Genomic DNA, 21,372 nt, shown 5'->3' on the forward strand with positions numbered 1-21,372 from the left:
ATCTGTGCCACTTTCGTTATGTTGACCCCCATCACCTTTGGGAGATCGTTTCATCGTGGCGCAGGAATTCCCGATTCAGGCTCGAATCGTCATCGTCGGCGGCGGCATCATCGGTTGTTCGGTCGCCTATCATCTGACCAAACTGGGCTGGAGCGATGTGGTGCTGCTCGAGCAGGGGCAGCTCAGCGGCGGCACCACCTGGCACGCGGCTGGTCTTGTCGGCCAGCTGCGCAGCCATTCCAACATGACCAGCCTGATCCGATATTCCACGCAGCTCTACAGCGAACTGGAGGCCGAGACCGGTCTTGCCACGGGCTGGAAGAATTGCGGCTCGTTGTCGGTGGCGCGCACCGCCGACCGCATGACGGTGTTAAAGCGCACGGCCGCGTCGGCGCGTGCCCAAGGGGTCGAGATCGATGTCATTTCGCCCCGCGAAGCCGCCGAGCTGTGGCCGGTCATGGCTGTCGACGACCTCGTCGGCGCCGTCTGGCTGCCCGGAGACGGCAAGGCCAATCCGACCGATCTCACGCAATCGCTTGCCAAAGGCGCGCGCCATGGTGGCGCCAAGATATTCGAGCGGGTCAAGGTCACCGGCATCAGTGTCAGGAACGCCGTCGCCTGCGGTGTCGAGACCGACCATGGCGACGTCGCCGCCGAGATCGTCGTCAATTGCGCCGGCCAATGGGCGCGCAAGGTCGGGCTGATGTGCGGCGTCTCGGTGCCGCTGCATTCGGCCGAGCACATGTACATCGTCACCGGCCGGATCGAAGGCGTGCATCCGGATCTGCCCGTCATGCGCGACCCCGATGGCTTCATCTACTTCAAGGAAGAGGTTGGCGGCCTGGTCATGGGCGGCTTTGAGCCGCATGCCAAGCCGTGGGGCATGAAGGGCATTCCGGAGAATTTCGAATTCGCGCTGCTGCCCGACGATTGGGACCAGTTCGAGATCTTAATGGAAAACGCGCTGGTGCGCGTGCCGCAACTGGCGCAGGCCGAAGTCAAGAAATTCTATAACGGTCCCGAGAGCTTCACGCCCGACAATAATTTCCTCCTCGGCGAGGCGCCGGAGTTGAAGAATTTCTATGTCGGCGCCGGGTTCAATTCGATGGGCATTGCCAGTGCCGGGGGCGCCGGCAAGGCGCTGGCCGAGTGGATCGTCAACGGCGCGCCGACCATGGATTTATGGCCGGTCGACATCAGGCGCTTTGCCTCGTTCAACAACAATCCACGCTGGCTGCATGACCGCGTCGAAGAGACGCTCGGCCTGCACTACGCCATGCCATGGCCGAACCGCGAATTGGACACCGCGCGGCCCTTCCGCCGCTCTCCGCTTTACGACCGGCTTGCCGCTAAGGGTGCCTGCTTCGGCTCCAAGATGGGGTGGGAGCGCGCCAATTGGTTCGCGGCACCAGGAGAGAAGGCCGCGAACGACTATGCCTTCGGCCGCCAGAATTGGCACGAGGCGGTGCGGCGCGAGATGAAGGCGACGCGTGAAGCCGTCGCTGTCTTCGACCAGACCTCCTTCGCCAAGCTTCTTGTCCAGGGCCGCGACGCCTGCGCCGTGCTGAACCGCATATGCGCCGGCGACATCGATGTGCCGGTCGGCACGTCGGTCTACACGGGCGTGCTCAACGTGCGCGGCGGTTACGAAAGCGATCTCACCGTGATGCGGCTTGGCGCGGAAAAGTTCCTCATCGTCACCGGTTCCGCGCAGGCAGTCCACGACGCCGACTGGATCGTCAAGAACATCCCGGCGGGCGCGCATGCCGTCCTGACCGACGTCACCTCCGCCTATGCCGTGCTCGCCTTGATGGGGCCGCGTTCGCGCGACCTCTTGGGCAAACTTTCATCGGCGGATCTTTCCAACACCGGCTTCCCCTTCGCCACCATTCGCGAAATCGATATCGGCTACGCCACCGCCTATGCCAACCGCATGACCTATGTCGGTGAGCTCGGCTGGGAACTGATCGTGCCGACCGAATTCGCCGTCGGCGTCTACGAGGCGCTGCATGAGGCCGGCCGTGAATTCGGCTTGGCTGACGCCGGCTATTACGCGCTCGACGCCTTGCGCATCGAAAAGGGTTTTCGCGCCTGGGGTCGCGAACTGACGCCTGACATCAACCCCTGGCAGGCGGGGCTTGGCTTTGCCGTCGCGATGGACAAGCCGGGCGGTTTCATCGGGCGTGATGCGCTCGCCGCCGCGAAGTCCTCGGCACCGACCAGGCGCATCGTGCTGTTCACAACAGACGATGCCGAGCCGATGCTGTGGGGCGGCGAATTGATCCTGCGCGACGGCAAACCGGTCGGCGAGGTCCGCTCGGCCGCTTATGGCCATACGCTCGGCCGTTCGGTGGCGCTCGGGCTGATCGAGCACGAAGCGGGCGTCGACGCCTCGTTCCTGAGCAGCGGTCATTTTGAGATCGATCTGGCCGGCGTGCGCCACACCGCCACGGCGCATCTGCGCAGCCCCTACGATCCGAAGTCGGAGCGGGCGAAAGCCGATGCGGTGGAGATCAAGGTCGCGGCCTAAAGTGATCCCGAAAAATGGGAACCGGTTTTCGGACGAGATCATGCTCAACTAATCCGCCGACATCGAGCGCGCCATGTCGAGAAAGGCGCGCACGAGCTTGCCGCCGCTGCGCTCGCGCAGGCAGATCAGCGCCTCGTCCATCAAGGTCTCGGGCGCATCGATGGTGATCGGGACGAGCCGCGAATCCTGGCCGAATTCGGCCGCCGAGACAAAGCCGATGCCGGCGCCGGAGGCGACGATCTCGCGCACGGCCTCGCGGCCCTCGGCCTCGATGACCGGCCTGAGCTCGATCTTCGACGCAGCGGCGAGGTCTTCCAGCTTCTGGCGCGTCTTCGAGCCACGCTCGCGCATGACCAGTGATTCCTGCGCCAGCTGTTTGAGCGTCAGCGATTTCTTCCCCGACAGCGGATGGTCGATCGAGGTGAAGGCGATGATCGGCGTCGAGTTCAGTTTCAGCACCTCGAAATCGCGCCCCGCAGGCACTTCGCCCAGCACGCCAATGTCGGCATCGTAGCTGTAGAGGCTGCTGATCACAGTCTCGGTGTTGCCGGCGCGCACCGAAACCTGCACGCCAGGATAGCGGGCCCGGAAGCTGCCGAGGATGTGAAGCAGATGGTGCGCTGCATCGGCCACGATGCGCAGCGTACCGGAACGCAGGGCGCGTGACTCGGTCAGGAGCTCGAGCGCCTGCTGCTCGGTATCGAACATGCGGTGGGTTATTTCGAGCAGTTTCTGGCCGGAATGGGTCAGCGTAACCTGCTTCTTGTTCCGGTTGAAAAGCAGGACGTCATACTCTTCCTCGAGCTTGCGCACCTGGTCCGATATCGCCGGCTGGGTCAGGAACAGCGCTTCGGCCGCCCGCGAAAACCCACCGGAGATCGCCACCTGATGAAAAGCTCGCAGCTGAACGTAGCGCATCCTGTGTGCCTTTCGGGTCGCGAAGTCGCCTGCACTTTATCATAAGCCTTGGTAGTCAAAAGGCCGGAATAAACGATTCCCCTGATGCCTGGGATGAACTTCCTATGTTCACAACCGCGTCATGAGCAGCATGCAGCCTAAGCCCATACGCTCAGCGTCTATCGTTCCAATCGATACATCGATACAAAATAGCGATTTTACAAATATGTCGTCTGGGCCAACAATGGCGCCACATCAAAAGACCTGTCGGAGGACATCATGCTCGCCGAGACGAAATTTGCCGCGGAGCCGCTGGCCAGGCCGGCCCTGGGAGAGCCTTATCTTTTGACCCCCGGGCCGCTCACCACGGCCTATTCGGTCAAGCAGGCGATGCTGCGCGATTGGGGATCGTGGGACGGCGACTTCCGCGCCATGACATCAGACATGCGCCGCCGCCTGCTGGCGCTGACCGGCGACGGGAAAGGCGAGTTCGACTGCGTGCCGATGCAAGGCAGCGGCTCGTTCTGCGTCGAGGCGATGCTGGGCTCGTTCGTGCCCAGGGATGGCAAGGTACTGGTGCTAGCCAACGGCGCCTACGGGCTGCGTGCCGCACAGACCATGCAGTATCTTGGCCGCGACTATACGCTGATCGACAAGGGCGACTACTTGCCGCCGCGCGGTGACGAGGTGGCGGCCGCCCTCGAGGCCGATCCTGCGATCACGCATGTCATCGCCATTCATTGCGAGACCAGCTCCGGCATTTTGAACCCGGTCGCAGAGATCGCCGAGGCCGTCCATGCCAAGGGTCGCAAGCTGCTCGTCGATTCCATGAGCGCGTTCGGCGCCGTCGCGCTCGACGTCAACGAGATCCGCTACGAGGCAATGGTCTCGTCCGCCAATAAATGCATCGAGGGCGTGCCAGGCTTCGGCTTCATCATCGCCCGCAAGAGCGAGTTGGAAGCCGCCAAGGGGCGCAGCCACTCGCTGTCGCTCGACGTCCACGCGCAATGGGCGCACATGAACAAGACCGGCCAGTGGCGCTACACGCCGCCGACGCATGTCGTCGCCGCCTTCCTTGAAGCCTTGCGCCAGCACGAGGCCGAAGGCGGCGTCGCCGGCCGCGGTGCCCGTTATGTCAGGAACCGCGACGTCATGGTGGCGGGCATGCGCGAACTCGGCTTCGAGACGCTGCTTCGGGACCGCTGGCTGTCGCCGATCATCGTCACCTTCTTCAACCCCGCTCACACTAACTTCGCCTTCGATCGCTTCTATGAGTTGATGAAGGACAAGGGCTTCATCATCTATCCCGGCAAGCTGACGGTCGTGGATTCCTTCCGCGTCGGCTGCATCGGCCAGATGGACGAGCATGTCATGCGCCGCGTCGTCGAGGCGGCAGCGCAATCGCTTGATGAAATGGGCGTCGACACCGCCGCTCCACCCGCCGCGGCAATCGCCGAGCGTGCCAAACTCGCCGCCTGAAGCGGCCGATTTCGAGGATACCAGATGAACCAGATGTCTCCGATCAACGTCGCGGTCAACGGCCGCACCTACGCCTGGCCGCGCGTGCCGGCCATCGCCATCTGCCTTGATGGCTGCGAGCCGGCCTATCTCAACGAGGCGATCAAAGCCGGGTTGATGCCGGCCCTGGTCAGGATCAAGGAGAAGGGCACGGTGCGCTTTGCTCACTCGGTCATTCCGAGCTTCACCAATCCCAACAACCTGTCGATCGCCACCGGTCGCCCGCCATCGGTGCACGGCATCTGCGGCAACTATCTCTACGAGCGCGAGACCGGCAAGGAAGTGATGATGAACGACCCGCGCTTCCTGCGCGCGCCGACCATTTTTCAGGCCTTCTACGATGCCGGCGCCAAGGTCGCCGTGGTCACCGCCAAGGACAAGCTGCGTGCGCTGCTCGGCAAGGGCCTCGCCTTCGGCGAGGGCCGCGCGCTATGCTTCTCGGCCGAAAAGTCGGACACCACCACCGTGGCCGAGCACGGCATCGACAATGCCTCGAAGCATTTCGGCCTGCCGGTGCCGGAGGTCTATTCGGCCGAATTGTCGGAATTCGTCTTCGCCGCCGGCGTCCAGCTGCTCAAGGAATTCCGCCCCGACGTCATGTACCTGACGACGACCGATTATGTGCAGCACAAATACGCACCGGGTGTGCCCCAGGCCAACGCCTTCTACGAGATGTTCGACAAGTACCTGACCGAGCTCGATGCGCTGGGCGCCGCGATCGTCGTCACCGCCGACCATGGCATGAAACCCAAGCACAAGGCGGACGGTTCGCCCGACGTTGTTTATGTCCAGGACTTGCTCGACGAATGGCTGGGCAAGGACGCCGCGCGCGTCATACTGCCGATCACCGACCCCTATGTCGTGCACCATGGCGCGCTCGGCTCCTTTGCCACCGCCTATCTGCCTGATGGCGCCGACCAGGCCGACATCATGGCACGGTTGGCCAAGATCGACGGCATCATGCTAGTCGTCGACAGCCCTGATGCCTGCGAGCGTTTCGAGCTGCCGGCCGACCGCATCGGCGACATCGTGCTGATTTCGACCAAGAACAAGACGATCGGCACCAGCGAACACCGCCATGATCTCGCGGCGCTGAACGAGCCGCTGCGCTCGCATGGCGGACTGACCGAGCAGGAAGTGCCGTTCATAGTCAACCGCGTGCTGCCGGACCTGCCGAACGAACCCACGCTGCGCAACTTCGACGCTTTCTACTACGCGACCATGGCGGCGGCGGTGGCTTAGGCTGAGCCAGATGTCGACCCCCACTCCATCGAGCTTCGAGTTCGACAGCCTTGGCTCCCTTCCTCTCCCTCCGGAGGGGGGAGGTGGCGCCGCAAAGCGACGGAGTGGGTGAAGCCATTGCCGAGGCGCGATGCCGCTGCCTCCGAAAAATCAACACGGCCCTCTGAGCGCCCGGAAACACCGACATGACCAAGCTTGACCCTGCCATCAAAGTTCGCCACGAGCCGATGCGCATTGCCGGCAAGAAAGTCGATGCCGACAGCGTGGTCGAGGTTCGTTACCCCTGGAACGACACCGTCATCGGCACAGTTCCGGCCGGCCGTGCCGAGCATGCCCGCCAGGCGTTCGAGATCGCCGCCGGCTACAAGTCGAAGCTGACGCGCTACGAGCGCCAGCAGATCCTGTTCCGCACAGCGGAAGCGCTGGCGTCGCGCCGGGAAGAAATATCCGATCTGATTACGCTCGAGCTCGGCATCTCCAAGACCGACTCGCTCTACGAAGTCGGCCGCGCCTATGACGTGTTCACGCTTTCGGCGCAGATGTGCATCCAGGATGATGGCCAGATATTCTCCTGCGACCTCACTCCGCATGGCAAGGCGCGCAAGATCTTCACCACGCGCGAGCCCTTGAAGGCGATTTCGGCGATCACGCCGTTCAACCATCCCCTCAACATGGTCTCGCACAAGGTGGCCCCTGCCATCGCCACCAACAATTGCGTTGTGGTGAAGCCGACCGAACTGACGCCGATGACGGCATTGCTGTTGGCCGACATCCTTTACGAAGCCGGCCTGCCGCCGGAAATGCTGTCTGTTGTGACCGGCTGGCCGGCCGATATCGGCAACGAGATGATCACAAACGACAACATCGATCTCATCACCTTCACCGGCGGCGTGCCGGTTGGCAAGATGATCGCGCGCACCGCCGGCTACAAGCGTCAGGTACTGGAACTCGGCGGCAACGATCCGCTGATCATCCTCAACGATCTCTCCGACGAGGATCTGGCCAGGGCCGCCGATCTCGCCGTGGCGGGTGCTACCAAAAACTCCGGCCAGCGCTGCACGGCGGTCAAGCGCATCCTGGTCCAGGAGAGTGTCGCCGATCGCTTCGTGCCGTTGGTGCTGGAGCGGGCGAAGAAAATCCGCTTCGGCGACCCGATGGACCGCTCGACCGACCTTGGCACCGTCGTGCACGAGAAGGCGGCGGCATTGTTCGAAGCCCGCGTCAACATGGCTACGGAGCAGGGGGCTGAAATCCTTTACAATCCGGGCCGCCAGGGCGCGCTGCTGCCGCCGATCGTTGTTGATCGCGTGCTGCACACTTCCGAACTGGTTATGGAAGAGACCTTCGGGCCGATCATCCCGATCGTGCGCGCGCCGGACGATGACGAGGCGTTGATCGCGCTGTCCAACTCGACCGCCTTTGGCCTGTCGTCGGGCGTCTGCACCAACTCGTTTCCCCGCATGCAGAAATACATCGCCGGCCTGCAGGTCGGCACTGTCAACATCTGGGAAGTGCCGGGCTACCGCATCGAGATGTCGCCCTTCGGCGGCATCAAGGATTCAGGTAATGGCTACAAGGAAGGCGTCATCGAGGCGATGAAGAGCTATACCAATGTGAAGACGTTTTCGCTGCCCTGGTCATGACCAGGCGCGACTGACGAACAGAAAACAGGGGGAGCGGCCGTCGCTCCCTCATTCGCGTTTCGGAGAGGGTTATGGCCGCGATATCCGAGCTTGTGCATACAGAAGGCGATTCCAACACCACGGCGGCGCGCGGCCGCTGGGATGCCGGCCAGGACGATCCCCGCATTCGCGGCCTGCTCGATCGCGACGCGGCCGCCTTCATGCATCAGAGCCTGTCCAGCCCCTGCCTTTCGACGATCGCCAAGGCCGAAGGCATCTGGATCGAGGACACAGCCGGTCACCGTTTCATGGATTTCCATGGCAACAGCGTGCATCACCTTGGTTACGGCCATCCCAGGTTGGTCGCCGCGATCAAGAAGCAGCTCGACGAGCTCTGCTTCGCGCCGCGCCGCTTCACCTGCGAGCCCGCTGTCGAACTGGCCGAAAAGCTGGCAGCACTTGCGCCCGGTGATCTCGGCAAGGTGCTGTTTACTACTGGTGGCTCGGACGCCATTGAGGTGGCGCTGAAGATCGCGCGCGCCGCGACTGGCCGCTTCAAAACAGTATCGTTCTGGGATGCCTTTCACGGCGCCGGCTTCGGGGCGGCGAGTGTCGGCGGCGAGGCGACCTTCCGCTCCCACATCGCCGGACCCATGATGACCGGCACCGAGCACGTCGCGCCCTGGGACGGCTATCGGTGCCCGTACGGCCACGATTCGCTGGAAGGATCCGGGCTCGCCTGCGCCAACATGATCGCTTACGTGCTCGGCCGCGAGCAGGATGTGGCGGCGGTCGTTGCCGAGCCGATGCGCGCGACGCCCAATCCGCCGCCGGCCGGCTTCTGGAAGCGGGTGCGCGAGGCCTGCGACCGGCACGGCACGCTCCTGATCTTCGACGAGATTCCGACTGGCCTCGGCAAGACCGGAAAATTCTTCGCCCACGAACATGACGGTGTGACGCCCGACATCGTCGTCCTCGGCAAATCGCTCGGCGGCGGCATCCTGCCGATCGCCGCCGTCATCGCGCGTCGCGACCTCGACGTCACCGGCGGCTTTGCCATCGGTCACTACACCCATGAGAAAAATCCGGTGACGACGCGTGCCGCGCTGACCACCATCGACATCATCCTGGAGGAGGGACTGGTCGAGCGCTCGGCCGAGCTTGGCCGGCATATGCTTGGACGGATGCAGGACCTGATGGCGCGTTCGTCCCATGTCGGCGATGTCAGAGGCAGGGGACTGATGGTCGGGGTCGAACTCGTCGAGGACCGCGCCTCGCGCCAGCCGACACGCGACCTCGCCGAACGTGTCTTCTATGCCTGCCTGGAACAGGGACTGAGCTTCAAGGTCAGCCAAGGCAATGTGCTGACACTCTCGCCGCCTTTGGTCATTTCGAAGACCGATCTCGACCGGGCACTCGACATCGTCGAAGCCGCGGTGTTGGCGGCCTGACCATGAAGGCCGTCCGCACAGACCGGGAACTCGAATGTCCTGGCATTGACGTCGGCTTGCTGGCGAAGGGCGTCGACCTGGTGACGCTGCCGGACGGTCTTCCAGAAACCGAGCTCATCGAGGCGGTTGCCGACGCCGACCTTCTCTTGATGTGCTACACGCCGATCACCGCGCGGGTGATCGATGCCGCTCCCAAGCTGAAGGGCATCGTCAAATATGGCGTCGGCATCGATGCCATCGACATCCCCGCCGCGATGCGGCGCGGCGTTCCCGTGGTCAACGTACCCGAATATGCCGAGGAAACCGTTGCCGAAGGAGCCTTCGCGCTGATGATCGCGCTGGCCAAGCGGCTGCCGGCGATCACGCAGGCAATGTCGCGCGACGGCTGGATCTGGCCCGAACAGCGCTGGCTGGGGCGAGACATTTCCGGCGCCACATTGGGGCTGGTTGGCTGCGGCAAGATTGGCCGCAGCATGGCGCGCATGGCCGGGCAGGGGTTTGACGCTCGGGTTCTTGGTTTCGATCCCTGCGTCGATCCGGCGACGATGCACGCCGGCGGCATCGAAAAGGTCGACGATCTCCAAGCCATGCTGCGGACCTGCGACTTCGTTTCCATCCATTGTGTGCTGAACGACAACACGCGCGGCCTGATCGGCCAAGCCGAACTCGCTTGCCTCAAGCCTTCCGCCATCATCGTCAACGTCTCACGCGGTGCGCTGATCGACGAGACGGCACTGATCGAAGCGATCGTTGCCGGACGCATAGGCGGCGTCGGGCTCGACGTCTATTCGGTCGAGCCTTTGGCAAAGTCGGGCCATCCGATGAGCGCATTGTTCGGCCGCGACAATGTGATCCTCTTTCCGCATCTCACATTCTTCACGCACGAAGCGATGCGCCGGCTTGAAGAAGACACGCTCGCCCGCTGCTTCGAAATCCTCGACGGCCGTCCGGTGACAGTCCGCTCGTTCGATCCTCGTCTGCGGGCGCAGACGGCAGGCGTTTTATTCTCCTGATTATCCCAGCGTTTTAGGGTTCGGGAGCTTGCTTGGCATAAGTCTCGAAGGCTCGAAATGCGTCCACGACGTGCGACAGTTCTGTGACAAATATCAGAGGAAGTTTGTCTGTCATAAAATAAATAGATTTTACTTATCGATCCCCAGTCATCAGAGTTGTCACAACGACGACATCCAATCGGCTCAACGTCCGGCAGAGACCGATGCCGATTGGTCCTAGTGCATCGCAGAATGTGCCTTAAATCAAAAGGGGAACTGGTCATGAAATCACGAAACGCAACCATGGTCGCGGCCTTCGCCGCGTTGCTCGCTTCGGCCGCTCTCGTCGGACCGGCCCTCGCCGACGGCGTCGTCACCATCTATTCCGCCGATGGCCTGCATGATGGCAATGGCAGCTGGTACGAAACCGAATTCGCCGCCTTCACAAAGGCCACCGGCATCACCGTTCAGTATATCGAGGCAGGCTCGGGCGGCGTCGTCGAGCGCGTCGCCAAGGAGAAGTCGAACCCGCAGGCCGACGTGCTTGTGACCTTGCCGCCTTTCATCCAGCGCGCCGCCGTAGACGGCCTGCTGCAGGATTACAAGCCCGAAGCCGCATCCCAGATCGACGGTGGCACCGACAAGTACCGGCCGCTGGTCAACAACTACATGGACTTCATCTACAACAGCGCCGTGCTGTCGGAAGCGCCGAAGACCTACAACGACCTGCTCGACCCGAAGTTCAAGGGCAAGATCCAGTATTCGACCCCCGGCCAGGCCGGCGATGGCACGGCCGTCATGCTGCAGATCATCCATGCCTTTGGCGGCGAGGACGCCGGCTTCGCCTTCATGAAGAAGCTGCAGGACAATAATGTCGGCCCGTCCGCCTCCACGGGCAAGCTGACCGCGCTGGTCAACAAGGGCGAACTGCATGTCGCCAATGGCGATCTGCAGATGAACATGTCGCAGATGGCCGACAATCCGAACATCAAGGTGTTCTGGCCCGCTGGTCCGGACGGCACCCGCTCCACCTTCGCCTTGCCCTACGAAATCGGGCTGGTCGCCGGCGCGCCTAATGCCGACAACGGCAAGAAGCTGATCGACTTCCTGCTCGCCAAGGAAGCACAATCGACTGTAAGCTCGGTTGCGCTCGGCATGCCGGCCCGAAAGGACGTAAAGCCCGATGATGCCAACTTTGCCAAGGCACAAGAGGCGATGAAGGGCGTCACCATCTGGTCGCCGAACTGGGACGAGGCGCTGAGCAAGCTTCCCGACTACGTCAGGAAGTGGAACGAGGCGACCGGAAGCTGACACCCGAGGGCAGAAATCGGGAGGACCATGCCATGTCGGCCGCAGCCTTTACTGGTACCAGTGTCATGGACATCGACGCCGCGAAAATTCGCGGCGCCGGCTCCAACGTCCATTTCGACAAGGTCAGCGTCGCCTACGGCGCGCATGTCGTCCTGCACCCGCTGACCCTGGATATCGCGCCCGGTGAAATCCTGGCGTTGATCGGCCCCTCCGGCTCGGGCAAGACCACCGCCTTGCGGGCCGTTGCTGGTTTCGTGCGGCCGGCAAGTGGCCGCATCCGCATCGGCGCCACCGATGTGACCGACCTGCCGCCCCACGAACGTGGCCTCGGCATGGTGGTGCAGAATTACGCGCTGTTTCCGCATATGCGGGTCGAGGACAACGTCGCCTTTGGCCTGCGGGCCCAAGGCGCCGACAAGGCGCTGATTGCCGAGCGGGTCAAGGATGCGCTCGGTACTGTCGGCATGGCGACTTTTGCCCGGCGTTATCCGCGCGAACTCTCGGGTGGCCAGCAACAGCGCGTGGCGATCGCCAGGGCATTGGCCGTGCGGCCGCGTGTGCTGCTGCTCGACGAGCCGCTGTCGGCGCTCGACGCGCAGATCCGCCGCAACATGGTCGAGGAGATTGCCCGCCTGCACCGCAGCCTGCCGGGCCTGACCATCCTCTATGTCACCCACGACCAGACCGAGGCGCTGACGCTTGCCGACAAGATCGCCATCATGCGCGACGGCTGGGTCTGTTCGCACGGACCGACGACGGAACTCTACCGCCGTCCGCCGAACCGGTTCACCGCCGAGTTCCTCGGCCGCGCCAACCTTCTGCCGGTGACGGTCGCCGAGGGCGCCGGGTCGAAGGGCCTTGCCACGGCAAGGCACGGCGACGCGGTGCTCAGGGGTGCCGGCCGCGACGAGAAGGCTGGCGACAAGAGCCTGCTCTGCATCAGGCCGCAGCACCTTAGCCTGACCGCCGACAGCGAGCATACCAACCGCATCGTCGGCACATTGATGGAAGTGCACTGGCAGGGCGAACTCACTCATCTCGTGCTGGATGTCGAGGGCACACCGGTTCGTGTCTCGGCAACGAGATTGCCGGTCGCCTTGCCCGAGCCCGGCGCCCAGGTGCCGCTGTTCTTCGCTCCCGCCGATACCTCGCTTCTGCCGGAAGACGCCGGTGTCTGAGGCGATCGCCATCGGTTCGCCGGCCACCAGCAGGCGGGAACCCGGCAAATTCTGGATCGTGCCGCCGGCGGCCCTGCTGGCGCTGCTGTTCTTCTATCCGCTGGCGCTTATTGCCCGGCAGGCATTCCTTGACGATAGCGGCGTCGCCAATGCCGCCGAGATCATTCGCGTCCTGCATTCGCGGTTCTTCCTCAACGCGCTGATCAACACGGTGACGATCTCGGTCGCGGCGACAGCCGGATGCCTGGCCGTCGGCCTCGTGCTGGCGCTGATCCTGGCCTTCGTGCCGTTTCCCGGCAGCGGCTTCATCGCCCGGCTGATCGACACGTTCATCGCGCTGCCGACTTTCCTGGTGACGCTGGCCTTCACCTTCCTCTACGGGTCCGCCGGCATGCTCAACACCGGGCTGATGGAGGCCTTCTCGCTGCCGCTGCCGCCCGTCGATTTCCTCTATTCGACATGGGGCGTGGTGCTGGCCGAGGTCACGGTCTACACGCCCTTCATCCTGCGGCCGCTGCTTGCCGCCTTCTCCCTGGTCGATCGCGGCCAGATCGAAGCGGCAAGCGTGCTCGGCGCCAGGCCGTTCCGCATCGTGCACCAGGTCATCCTACCGGCCGCGGTTCCGGCGCTCATCGCCGGCGGCAGCCTGTGCCTGCTGTTGACCGTCAACGAATTCGGCATCGTGCTGTTCATCGGCGCCAAGGGCGTCATCACGCTGCCGTTGCTGATCTACGGCAAGGCGATCCAGGAGTCGGCCTACCAAGTCGCCTGCATCATCGCCGTGGTCAACATCGCGCTGTCGCTCGGCCTGTTCGGCCTTTACCGTTTCGCCGCCGCCCGGTTGGGGGTCTAGCCAATGCTGGTCTGGTCGCGCCCTGGTCGCATCGTGCTGTGGATGCTCTTCGCGCTGATCTTCGGCGTGCTGTTCCTGGCGCCGCTGGCGATCATCCTCCTGTCCAGTCTCGCCGACCAGTGGAACGGCGTGCTGCCCAATGGCCTGACGACGGAGCATTACACCGATGTGGTCAAAGGGTCGGCCTGGAACTCGGTCAAGGCCAGTCTGATCACCGGCTTCCTGGCCGGTGCGCTGGCATTGGTCAGCGGCACATGGGCGGCACTGTCGCTTCGCCTCCAGGGGCACTCCTTGAAACGGCTGCTCGGCCTGCTGTTTTTCATCCCCAGCGCCGTGCCTTCGGTGTCGGTCGGGCTGGGCCTGCTGGTTGCCTTCAGTCATCCGCCGCTGCTGCTCAACGGCACGATCGCGATCGTCATGATCGCCCATTTCGTGCTGATCTCGGCCTTCACCTTCGGCAATGTCTCGGCCGGTCTGGCACGGCTATCGCCCGACTTCGAACAGGTGGCCTCGAGCCTTGGCGCGCGGCCGGCCTACCGGCTCTGGCACGTCACGCTGCCTCTGCTCGCGCCTTACCTTGTCGCCGCCTTCGGGCTGAGCTTCGCGCTCTCCATGGGCGAGCTTGGCGCGACCGTGATGGTCTATCCGCCAGGCTGGGTGACGCTGCCGGTGTCGATTTTCTCGCTCACAGATCGCGGCGACATCTTTGCCGGAGCGGCGCTGACCATGATCCTGGTGGTGGCAACGCTGGTCCTGCTCCTCGGACTCGAGCGCGTCACCGCACGCGCCACCGGTTCGTAGCAAATTGAATTCAGCGAGATTGCGATCGGGAGAAGCAAACCGTCGAAGCGGACTATCTGCACCTATTTCGACGAGAATTTTCTTCAATCTTGCCCCGTTCGAGCAGATCGAGGGCCTGTACAGGTGCCTCGACGACGATCCGTTTGGCCGCGCGCTCCTGCGGCGATACAGCGACCGGTTCCCCGGCAGCGCGATGTTGACGGCAGGCAGCGGCTGCACCGGCCATTACCGGGCGATCAGGATGTGGGAAGCGGCGGTGAACGAGGCCGGCACGATCGAGCGCGCGACGCGGTCATCGGGGCGCTCGATCATACCCGGATAGGCGAGGGGCCGGCGGTCCGGCCGAAATGGTCCCCGGCCAGCACCACGTTCGCATGAACATGTACATCGCGCAGGCGCAGCGCGGCCGCTTCACCGCCCTGCAGTCTGCCAATGACTATGGCCAGAACGCATTGGAGGTACTCGATCAGGAAGTCGGACGGCACCGGTTGCTGCGGATGAAGCCTGAGCTTGAGTCGATGGTCGAGGACAACGAGGCGGCACCTTTGGCCCTGGCGGCCGAACAGTATGCAACCGTGCACAAGTATGCCGGTGCTTTTCTGCGGACGCTCACATTCCAATCGGCGCGGCGACACGATCCGCTTCTTGCGGCAATTTCGCTGCTGAAACGCCTGTATGCCGAGAGGCGTCGGACGCTCCCGGATCGCGTCCCAGTCACCCACCTCAGCCAAGCCGATCTACGGCTCATCTTCGAACAGGGAAAGCCTGATCGCCGTGTCTACGAGATTGCAACGCTCGCGGCTTTGCGAGACAGGCTTAGATCTGCAGACATTTGGGTCGACGGCAGCCGATCCTTCCGGCCGATCGATGAGCCCCTGATGCCGCGGTCGGCATTCACCACAATGAAGGAAGAGGATCGGCTCGGATTGGGCGTCCAGCGTGATGGCGCGGCTTGGCTCGCCGAAGCGCGGCAGATGCTCGACTTCAATCTGAAGCGCCTGGCGCACAGAGCACGGTCAGGGAAGCTCGAAGGTGTTCGCCTTGAAGCCGGGACGTTGATCGTCACACCGACCGCTGGCGAAGTTCCTGCCGCCGCCGAGGAACTGAATGCCGAGATCAGCGATATGTATCCAATGGTTGAGGTGCCGGATCTCCTGAGGGAAGTGCACGATCGGACTGGTTTTGCCGACCAATTCACGCATCCTAGGACACATTGTCGAGCAAGGTCGACTTATCCCAAGCCTTGTGTTGATTCAGGCAGCCATTCACCATTCGGCGTCATTTCGTTGACTGTCTCGGGTAGGTCCCGCGTAATCCTTCTGATTAGCTCCTCGCGCGAAAGACCCGTCTGCACCGACATGGACATCAGTGTACCTTCGTCCATCGCCGCTTCGACGAGCCTTGGCTCGATTGGTTGGTTTGGGCCGTTGCCAACCCACGAGTCGACTTTAGATCCTGCGCCCAGCTCCCTGAATCGGTCGAGGATCTGACCAAGGTCAGCCCTCGACACGCCATTAGTTATCTGAGCCAGAATTCTGCGTTGCGGATCGTTTGGGTTAAGATACCCCGCTCCCGGAATCAATTCACAGACTTTGTCGCGACTTCGGTATGCCAAAACGCGAAGCATCGCGATCGCCAGTCTTCCCAGATTTGCCATTTGGTCTCCTCCGCGGTTTGGCATGAGCGAGTCTTGGCGAATGCCGACGCGTTCGGGCTCGAATAACTGCCGGTCGGCTCGCCGCCGGAGAGGACGCGTCCTTCCGGCGCTTGGCTGCCGCCCTGCGTCGATCGAACCTCCTAACCGGCGCCTCCCGGGTTTGTTCCGCTTGTCGGAGTTTGTCGGTGAACGATGCAGGGGCGCCCGACTCGACGGGAAACTCTACCGGTCGAGAGATAGAGTCGGCCCAATCTGACCTATTTTCAGAACGATGGCGGATCGGTTGCCCTAGCTATCTGGGACGCTGGCTCGCGCACGAATTTCATTTTCGGCGGCACGGCCAACTGCCTGAACCGATCAGCCAGGCTGTCGAGAGCTTGACGCATGCCCACGCCCGCAGCCGCCGTCCCGTGTCCGCTGATGACCATCTGCGGCTTCAGTGCGGCCATGTGCTTCACCGATCTTTCCGCCGCATCCCAGTCGGGCGTGAAATAGCGTGGCGGACCGTGCATCTCGAGATCCTGAACGGCGACCTCATAGACCGACTCCTGACCCGTGGTGATGAAAGCGTCCCCCACGATCAGCGAGCGGTCTTCCTCCCGCCAGAGCGAGATATGCCCCGAGGCGTGTCCCGGCGTGTGCAGCCATTGCCATCCGGGCATCCCGGGGATCCATCCGTCGGCAGGCAAGGACACCAAGCGGTCGCCAAGATCGGATCGGGCCGCATGGAAAGAGCGGCGAAAGCAATGCCATCAGTCCAACCCCCCACAGGGGTCCGGTGGCGGATAGAACATGGTTCCGTCCAGATAACGCTCGAGCGGGTGTGCGAAGACAGGCACGTCCCACGTATTCGCAGGTCCAGAACCGTTCCCACATGGTCGAAATGGCCGTGAGTCAAGATGATCGCGGCCGGCCGCGTGTCAGTCCCAAAGCGCTTTCCGCGACCGCAAGGATGCTGCTCCGGGACGTCGGCAACCCTGTATCGAGCAGCACCCATTTGCGATCTCCGCTGCCCGGTGCGCCGAAGAACACGACATTGACGATTGCCAATCGCAAATGGCCCAGATCTGGTGCGATACTCCAAGCGCCGTCGCCACGATCCTCCCGCCTGGCGCGGTCGATATCGGAAAGTCGAATTTGAACGGTCATATGATCCCGTGCCTCTGTTGTTTGCGAGCATCCGGCCGAGCTGATCGATGCCGGTGGTACATCCCCGAACTTGGCTCCGGCCGCCTTGTTCCTGATTTGCCTTCGCCACTCAGCTACCGGACGGTGGACCACCGGAACAAAGACACGACCAATCGGTTCGGCACTACTCGGTCATGTAAGAATGACGGGTATGCCGAACTGAGCAGGGGGATGCTGCTTGCCCGATCGGATGCGTTTTCGCCAAGGCAGTTCTCGCTCCGAACAATCCGGCCGAGTGCGAAGCCGACTGACCAAAGGAGACTTCGAATGAACGAGGCGGCACGCACGAAGGGCCAGGAGGTGGATGCTTCGGTTTCCGGTGCTTGGCGCTTTGCCAGTTTTTTCATGGCGGGCTTTGAATGCTCCTCGCATCGGCGCAAGGACGGCGTTCGCCTCGACCTTATTCGTGCGACCTCGCATAATTTGCATGCCCTGGGCGACTACCGCGGCTGCGCCGAACTCGGCCTTCGCACCATCCGCGACGGGTTGCGCTGGCACCTGATCGAAACCGCTCCCGGAACTTATGACTGGTCAAGTTGGGCGCCTATGGTCGAGGCAGCCCAAACGGCAGGTGTCCAGGTCATCTGGGACATCTTCCACTACGGATCCCCAGACCACGTCGATCAGGGGTCGCAGCATTTCATCGATGCCTATGCCTCATTTGCGGCCGAGGCCGTGAGGGTGCACCGCTCGATTACCGGAACATCGCCTCTGTTGTGTCCAATCAACGAGATCTCCTTCTTTGCCTGGGCTGTTGAGGTCAGCTATTTCCCGCGCGTGGGGCCGAACAAACGGGGATGGTTCAAGCGGCATCTCGTCAAGGCCGCCATCGCGGGTGTTCGTGCAATGCGGGAAGTCGACCCGGCATGCAGATTTGTCTGGGCCGAGCCGCTCATCCATATCGCGCCACGCGACCGGACCCGAGGCGAAAGGCGCCGGGCCGAAAACGCCCGATTGGGACAGTTCGAGGCTTACGACATGTTGCTGGGCCGCGTCGAACCTGAGTTGGGCGGGAGCGAAGATGTTGTCGACGCCGTTGGCCTGAATTTCTACCCGCACAATCAATGGTACATAAATGGGCCGACTATTCCGATGGGGCACCACGAGTACCGTGCTCTGTCGGAAATGTTGATGGAGGCCGCTCATCGATACGGCAAGCCGATGTTCATCGCAGAGACCGGGTCGGAGGGATCCGGCGGGCCGGCCTGGCTCCACTATGTCTGCGACGAGGTGCGTGCGGCGATGAGCCTCCAAGCGCCGATCGAGGGTATTTGCCTGTACCCGATAACCGCCTACCCCGGGTGGGATAATTCCCGACATGCGGAGGTGGGGCTGTTTTCGGTCATCCAGGCGGATGGCACGCGACGTCTGTGCCAGCCAATCGCGGACGAACTGGTCCGTCAGCAATATCTGTTCGCGCCGAATCTGACGCGCTGAAGGTGTGGCCGGCAACACCAAGGGGAGGGCGCCTGCCCGCCCCGCGGTGCTGGATGAGTTCTTTGCGGTTCCCCAGCCGCCTTTAGCCCTTATGTGCAGGGGAACTTATTGCCAAGTCCGCCAACGTCTTTCCCGGGCTTGCCCATTCCGGGACGCTTTTTTGGATGCGATCGAAAGTAGCCAGAGCCTGTCCGACCACCTGATCCATGTTGTAGTAGCGGTATGTTGCCAGGCGTCCGACAAACCACACGTCCGAACAGGTTGCGGAGAGTGCTTCATAGCGCTTGTACAGCGCTTCGTTTTCGGCCCGCGGCACCGGGTAGTACGGATCTCCGATATCCGTGGGGTATTCGTAGGTCAGGCTGGTCCGCGAGTTCTGCTGGCCGGTGAGATGTTTGTACTCCGTGATGCGAGTGTAGTCTTGCGTCTGCGGATAATTGACGACGGCAACCGGCTGAAACTGTTCGCAGTCCAGTGTAACGTGCTCGAAACGCAGCGAGCGATAGGGAAGATGCCCGAGCTGCCACCCGAAATATTCATCGATTGGTCCGGTATAGATCAGGCGCCTGAACGGAATCTTCTCACGAATTTCGCGGAAATCGGCATGCAGCATGATCTTGATGTTCGGGTGATCGAGCATGCGTTCGAACATCCTTGTGTATCCGCCGGCCGGCATTTTCTGGAAGCTGTCGCTGAAATAGCGGTCGTCATGGTTGGTCCTGGTCGGCACTCGTGCTGTCACAGATTTACTCAGTTGGCTGGGATCGACGCCCCATTGCTTCCTTGTGTAGCCACGGAAGAATTTTTCGTAGAGCTCGCGTCCGACGGTACTGACGACGACGTCCTCCGCCGTGCGAACATCCTCCACAGTCTCGCGTCGGGACGCAAAGAAATCCTCCAACTGTGCCGAGGTCAGGTCCAGACCGTAAAGGCGGTTGATCGTGTCGAGATTGATCGGGATCGGAACGAGCTTCCCGTCCACCGCCGCCAACACCCTGTGCTCGTATGACCGCCATTCGGTGAACTGCGACAGATACCCCACGATCGCCTGACTGTTCGTGTGAAAGATATGCGGACCATAGCGGTGGATGAGGATGCCGGCTTCGTTGTAGCAATCGTAGGCGTTGCCGCCGACATGGCCGCGGCGATCGACCAGCAGAACGCTCTCGTGACGCTGCGAGGCTATTCTTTCGGCAAGCACGCTGCCGGCAAAACCCGCCCCGACGACCAGCCAATCGAACATGGCTAAGCACTCCTGCGAAGAGGGACGACCTTTTTGCCTTGATAGGCGCGCTCAATGTGAGCTGCCATGGCGTTCCATGTTCGCTCCCACGAGGTGTTCGCAAGGTAGGCGTCGACTTGCTGCATAAGCATTTCACGCGGCCGTAAAAGAACGGAGCGCAGCTTGATTTCCAGATCATCGGGGTCGGCGATTTCCACCAGTCCAGCGGCGCCGTAGCTGCGCACCACGTCGACGATCGCCGTCGAGATCACCGGCAGGCCCGCCGCCAGGAACTCCGGCGTCTTGGTAGGGCTGATGAACCGGGTCGCTTCATTGAGTGCGAACGGCATCCAGCCCGCATCCCAATGGCGCAGGTAGTCGGGCAGATCGCGGTAACCTTTCCCGCCCAGCCAGTGAAGATTCTCGGCCTGGGGCAGGTCTGCGGGGTCGATCTTGACCACCGGGCCGAGCATGACGAAATGCACGTCCGGCATGGTCTCCGCCGCTTGAGCCACGAGATCGACATCCAGCCGCTCGTCGATTACGCCGAAATACCCTACCCTCGGGTGAGGGATTCCGGTCTGATCGGCTGGGTCCTTGCCCGGCTTCCTTGCCTTATGAAAGTGGCTCACATCGATGCTGCTCGGGAAGGGATAGATCGCATGATGCAGATGACGTTTGTTCTCGAACAGGCTTAGGCCGCCTGTAAAAACGCGATCGGCGCGGCGCAGAAGTGCCTTTTCCAGTTGGCCGAGTTCGGGTGGTGCATTCTTGAACGCGGAGAGTTCGTCCATGCAGTCATAGACGCATACGTCCGGCACAAGGTATTCCGTGAAGCGAAGAGCCATTGGTGTGTAATACCAAGCGATAAGCCGGCTGTGCGGCATAGAAGCGATTGTCTGCTGAACAAATCTCCGCTGCACGGCATCTGCTTTCGTGGCGGACGTGCCGAGCGGGAGCACTGGTGTGACAATCAGAATGTTTGGCGAGGCCTCGCTTTTCCGTATCACCGGCTGCGGCAGTTCTTCGAAAAGGGGTTCTTCAAAGTAGACCACTCTCTGCTGCATGGACGCGAGAGTGAGGATATGCTGCGGTCTTTGATGAACGAAATTCCACCTTAAATGGGAGAAGCAAACCAGAAGATTTTGCCTGCCAGCATGTTTACTAGCGGTTGCCCTGCTCAAGGCTGCTTCCATTGAGATATTCCTTTTTATAGACGGTCGTTTATGTTGCGACTAACATTTGTTAATCGTGAATGACGAAGAATTAAACTTCGGTTTCAGCTCCTAACTTTCGTGCAGGTGAGTTGTTCCAAGTTGAAACAAACAGCCTCGGTCGCTGCTTTGGATGGGCGCTGGCTGCGCGGGGGAGAATGGCAGCCGGAGGGGACGGGCCATCGGAAGGCTCCCGATCAGGTTTGCTGGTAGAGAACCGCCCTTGCCGTATTTGTGTTGAACTCGCTGGCTATAAAAT

Annotated in this window: 16 protein-coding genes and 2 pseudogenes; 13 read left to right on the forward strand and 5 right to left on the reverse strand. The window is 62.2% G+C overall.

What is annotated here, in order from left to right:
* Positions 1–55: 55 nt before the first annotated feature.
* The gene (locus FJW08_RS18755; protein ID WP_140811816.1) at positions 56–2,530 is read left to right on the forward strand and encodes an FAD-dependent oxidoreductase; all 2,475 of its coding nucleotides are present in this window, start codon (positions 56–58) and stop codon (positions 2,528–2,530) included.
* 48 nt (positions 2,531–2,578) lie between these two features.
* Here FJW08_RS18755 and FJW08_RS18760 read toward each other — a convergent pair whose 3' ends face one another.
* Positions 2,579–3,448, reverse strand: coding sequence for a LysR substrate-binding domain-containing protein (locus FJW08_RS18760; protein WP_140811817.1), 870 nt, complete (start codon positions 3,446–3,448; stop codon positions 2,579–2,581).
* A gap of 258 nt (positions 3,449–3,706) precedes the next feature.
* On the opposite strand from FJW08_RS18760, the gene FJW08_RS18765 reads away from it, so the two are divergent.
* The 11 genes and pseudogenes from FJW08_RS18765 to FJW08_RS18810 form a co-directional block, all read left to right on the forward strand.
* Complete coding sequence (locus tag FJW08_RS18765; RefSeq protein ID WP_140811818.1) at positions 3,707–4,906, forward strand: 2-aminoethylphosphonate--pyruvate transaminase; 1,200 nt, start codon at positions 3,707–3,709, stop codon at positions 4,904–4,906.
* Between the two features lie 24 nt (positions 4,907–4,930).
* Positions 4,931–6,187 carry a phosphonoacetate hydrolase gene (phnA, locus tag FJW08_RS18770; RefSeq protein ID WP_140811819.1) on the forward strand — a complete coding sequence of 419 codons (1,257 nt, stop codon included), beginning with the start codon at positions 4,931–4,933 and terminating at the stop codon, positions 6,185–6,187.
* Between the two features lie 185 nt (positions 6,188–6,372).
* The gene (gene phnY, locus FJW08_RS18775; protein ID WP_140811820.1) at positions 6,373–7,830 is read left to right on the forward strand and encodes a phosphonoacetaldehyde dehydrogenase; all 1,458 of its coding nucleotides are present in this window, start codon (positions 6,373–6,375) and stop codon (positions 7,828–7,830) included.
* A 71-nt stretch (positions 7,831–7,901) separates the two neighbouring features.
* Positions 7,902–9,260, forward strand: coding sequence for an aspartate aminotransferase family protein (locus FJW08_RS18780; protein ID WP_140811821.1), 1,359 nt, complete (start codon positions 7,902–7,904; stop codon positions 9,258–9,260).
* Between the two features lie 2 nt (positions 9,261–9,262).
* Positions 9,263–10,273, forward strand: a complete 1,011-nt coding sequence (locus tag FJW08_RS18785) for a C-terminal binding protein (RefSeq protein WP_140811822.1) — start codon at positions 9,263–9,265, stop codon at positions 10,271–10,273.
* 261 nt (positions 10,274–10,534) lie between these two features.
* Positions 10,535–11,563 carry a 2-aminoethylphosphonate ABC transporter substrate-binding protein gene (locus tag FJW08_RS18790; RefSeq protein ID WP_140811823.1) on the forward strand — a complete coding sequence of 343 codons (1,029 nt, stop codon included), beginning with the start codon at positions 10,535–10,537 and terminating at the stop codon, positions 11,561–11,563.
* A gap of 32 nt (positions 11,564–11,595) precedes the next feature.
* The gene (locus FJW08_RS18795) at positions 11,596–12,741 is read left to right on the forward strand and encodes an ATP-binding cassette domain-containing protein (RefSeq protein ID WP_140811824.1); all 1,146 of its coding nucleotides are present in this window, start codon (positions 11,596–11,598) and stop codon (positions 12,739–12,741) included.
* The gene (locus tag FJW08_RS18800; protein WP_140811825.1) at positions 12,734–13,594 is read left to right on the forward strand and encodes a 2-aminoethylphosphonate ABC transporter permease subunit; all 861 of its coding nucleotides are present in this window, start codon (positions 12,734–12,736) and stop codon (positions 13,592–13,594) included. Before FJW08_RS18795 ends, FJW08_RS18800 begins: the two co-directional genes overlap by 8 nt.
* Positions 13,595–13,597: 3 nt before the next feature.
* On the forward strand, positions 13,598–14,395 hold the full coding sequence (locus FJW08_RS18805) for an ABC transporter permease subunit (protein WP_140811826.1): 798 nt from the start codon (positions 13,598–13,600) through the stop codon (positions 14,393–14,395).
* 193 nt (positions 14,396–14,588) lie between these two features.
* Positions 14,589–14,717, forward strand: a complete 129-nt coding sequence (locus tag FJW08_RS33280) for a hypothetical protein (RefSeq protein ID WP_263498875.1) — start codon at positions 14,589–14,591, stop codon at positions 14,715–14,717.
* Between the two features lie 91 nt (positions 14,718–14,808).
* Positions 14,809–15,606 (forward strand): annotated as a pseudogene (locus FJW08_RS18810) (Tn3 family transposase); the annotation flags it as partial.
* Positions 15,607–15,626: 20 nt separating this feature from the next.
* Here FJW08_RS18810 and FJW08_RS32975 read toward each other — a convergent pair.
* Both FJW08_RS32975 and FJW08_RS18820 read right to left on the reverse strand, forming a co-directional pair.
* Positions 15,627–16,076, reverse strand: a complete 450-nt coding sequence (locus FJW08_RS32975) for a YidB family protein (RefSeq protein ID WP_318013020.1) — start codon at positions 16,074–16,076, stop codon at positions 15,627–15,629.
* Positions 16,077–16,315: 239 nt separating this feature from the next.
* Positions 16,316–17,201: pseudogene (locus FJW08_RS18820) on the reverse strand (MBL fold metallo-hydrolase).
* 306 nt (positions 17,202–17,507) lie between these two features.
* Here FJW08_RS18820 and FJW08_RS18825 point away from each other — a divergent pair.
* Entirely contained in the window at positions 17,508–18,677 is a 1,170-nt protein-coding gene (locus FJW08_RS18825) for a beta-glucosidase (RefSeq protein WP_140762570.1), read from the forward strand.
* An 82-nt stretch (positions 18,678–18,759) separates the two neighbouring features.
* Here the strand turns inward: FJW08_RS18825 and glf are convergent, their stop codons facing one another.
* Positions 18,760–19,920, reverse strand: coding sequence for a UDP-galactopyranose mutase (gene glf, locus FJW08_RS18830; RefSeq protein WP_140811828.1), 1,161 nt, complete (start codon positions 19,918–19,920; stop codon positions 18,760–18,762).
* 2 nt (positions 19,921–19,922) lie between these two features.
* Entirely contained in the window at positions 19,923–21,095 is a 1,173-nt protein-coding gene (locus FJW08_RS18835; protein ID WP_140811829.1) for a glycosyltransferase, read from the reverse strand.
* Positions 21,096–21,372: the final 277 nt, after the last annotated feature.

The sequence above is a fragment of the Mesorhizobium sp. B3-2-1 genome (assembly GCF_006439515.1).
GTDB lineage: Bacteria > Pseudomonadota > Alphaproteobacteria > Rhizobiales > Rhizobiaceae > Mesorhizobium.

Excerpts from the sequence above, each read along its gene's own strand:
- FJW08_RS33280 (WP_263498875.1), top strand. The coding sequence starts at position 14,589 with ATGTTGACGGCAGGCAGCGGCTGCACCGGCCATTACCGGGCGATCAGG.
- phnA (WP_140811819.1), top strand. The coding sequence starts at position 4,931 with ATGAACCAGATGTCTCCGATCAACGTCGCGGTCAACGGCCGCACCTAC.
- FJW08_RS18835 (WP_140811829.1), bottom strand. The coding sequence starts at position 21,095 with ATGGAAGCAGCCTTGAGCAGGGCAACCGCTAGTAAACATGCTGGCAGG.
- FJW08_RS18785 (WP_140811822.1), top strand. The coding sequence starts at position 9,263 with ATGAAGGCCGTCCGCACAGACCGGGAACTCGAATGTCCTGGCATTGAC.
- FJW08_RS18780 (WP_140811821.1), top strand. The coding sequence starts at position 7,902 with ATGGCCGCGATATCCGAGCTTGTGCATACAGAAGGCGATTCCAACACC.
- FJW08_RS18825 (WP_140762570.1), top strand. The coding sequence starts at position 17,508 with ATGAACGAGGCGGCACGCACGAAGGGCCAGGAGGTGGATGCTTCGGTT.
- phnY (WP_140811820.1), top strand. The coding sequence starts at position 6,373 with ATGACCAAGCTTGACCCTGCCATCAAAGTTCGCCACGAGCCGATGCGC.
- glf (WP_140811828.1), bottom strand. The coding sequence starts at position 19,920 with ATGTTCGATTGGCTGGTCGTCGGGGCGGGTTTTGCCGGCAGCGTGCTT.
- FJW08_RS18795 (WP_140811824.1), top strand. The coding sequence starts at position 11,596 with ATGTCGGCCGCAGCCTTTACTGGTACCAGTGTCATGGACATCGACGCC.
- FJW08_RS18765 (WP_140811818.1), top strand. The coding sequence starts at position 3,707 with ATGCTCGCCGAGACGAAATTTGCCGCGGAGCCGCTGGCCAGGCCGGCC.
- FJW08_RS18790 (WP_140811823.1), top strand. The coding sequence starts at position 10,535 with ATGAAATCACGAAACGCAACCATGGTCGCGGCCTTCGCCGCGTTGCTC.
- FJW08_RS32975 (WP_318013020.1), bottom strand. The coding sequence starts at position 16,076 with ATGCCAAACCGCGGAGGAGACCAAATGGCAAATCTGGGAAGACTGGCG.
- FJW08_RS18805 (WP_140811826.1), top strand. The coding sequence starts at position 13,598 with ATGCTGGTCTGGTCGCGCCCTGGTCGCATCGTGCTGTGGATGCTCTTC.
- FJW08_RS18760 (WP_140811817.1), bottom strand. The coding sequence starts at position 3,448 with ATGCGCTACGTTCAGCTGCGAGCTTTTCATCAGGTGGCGATCTCCGGT.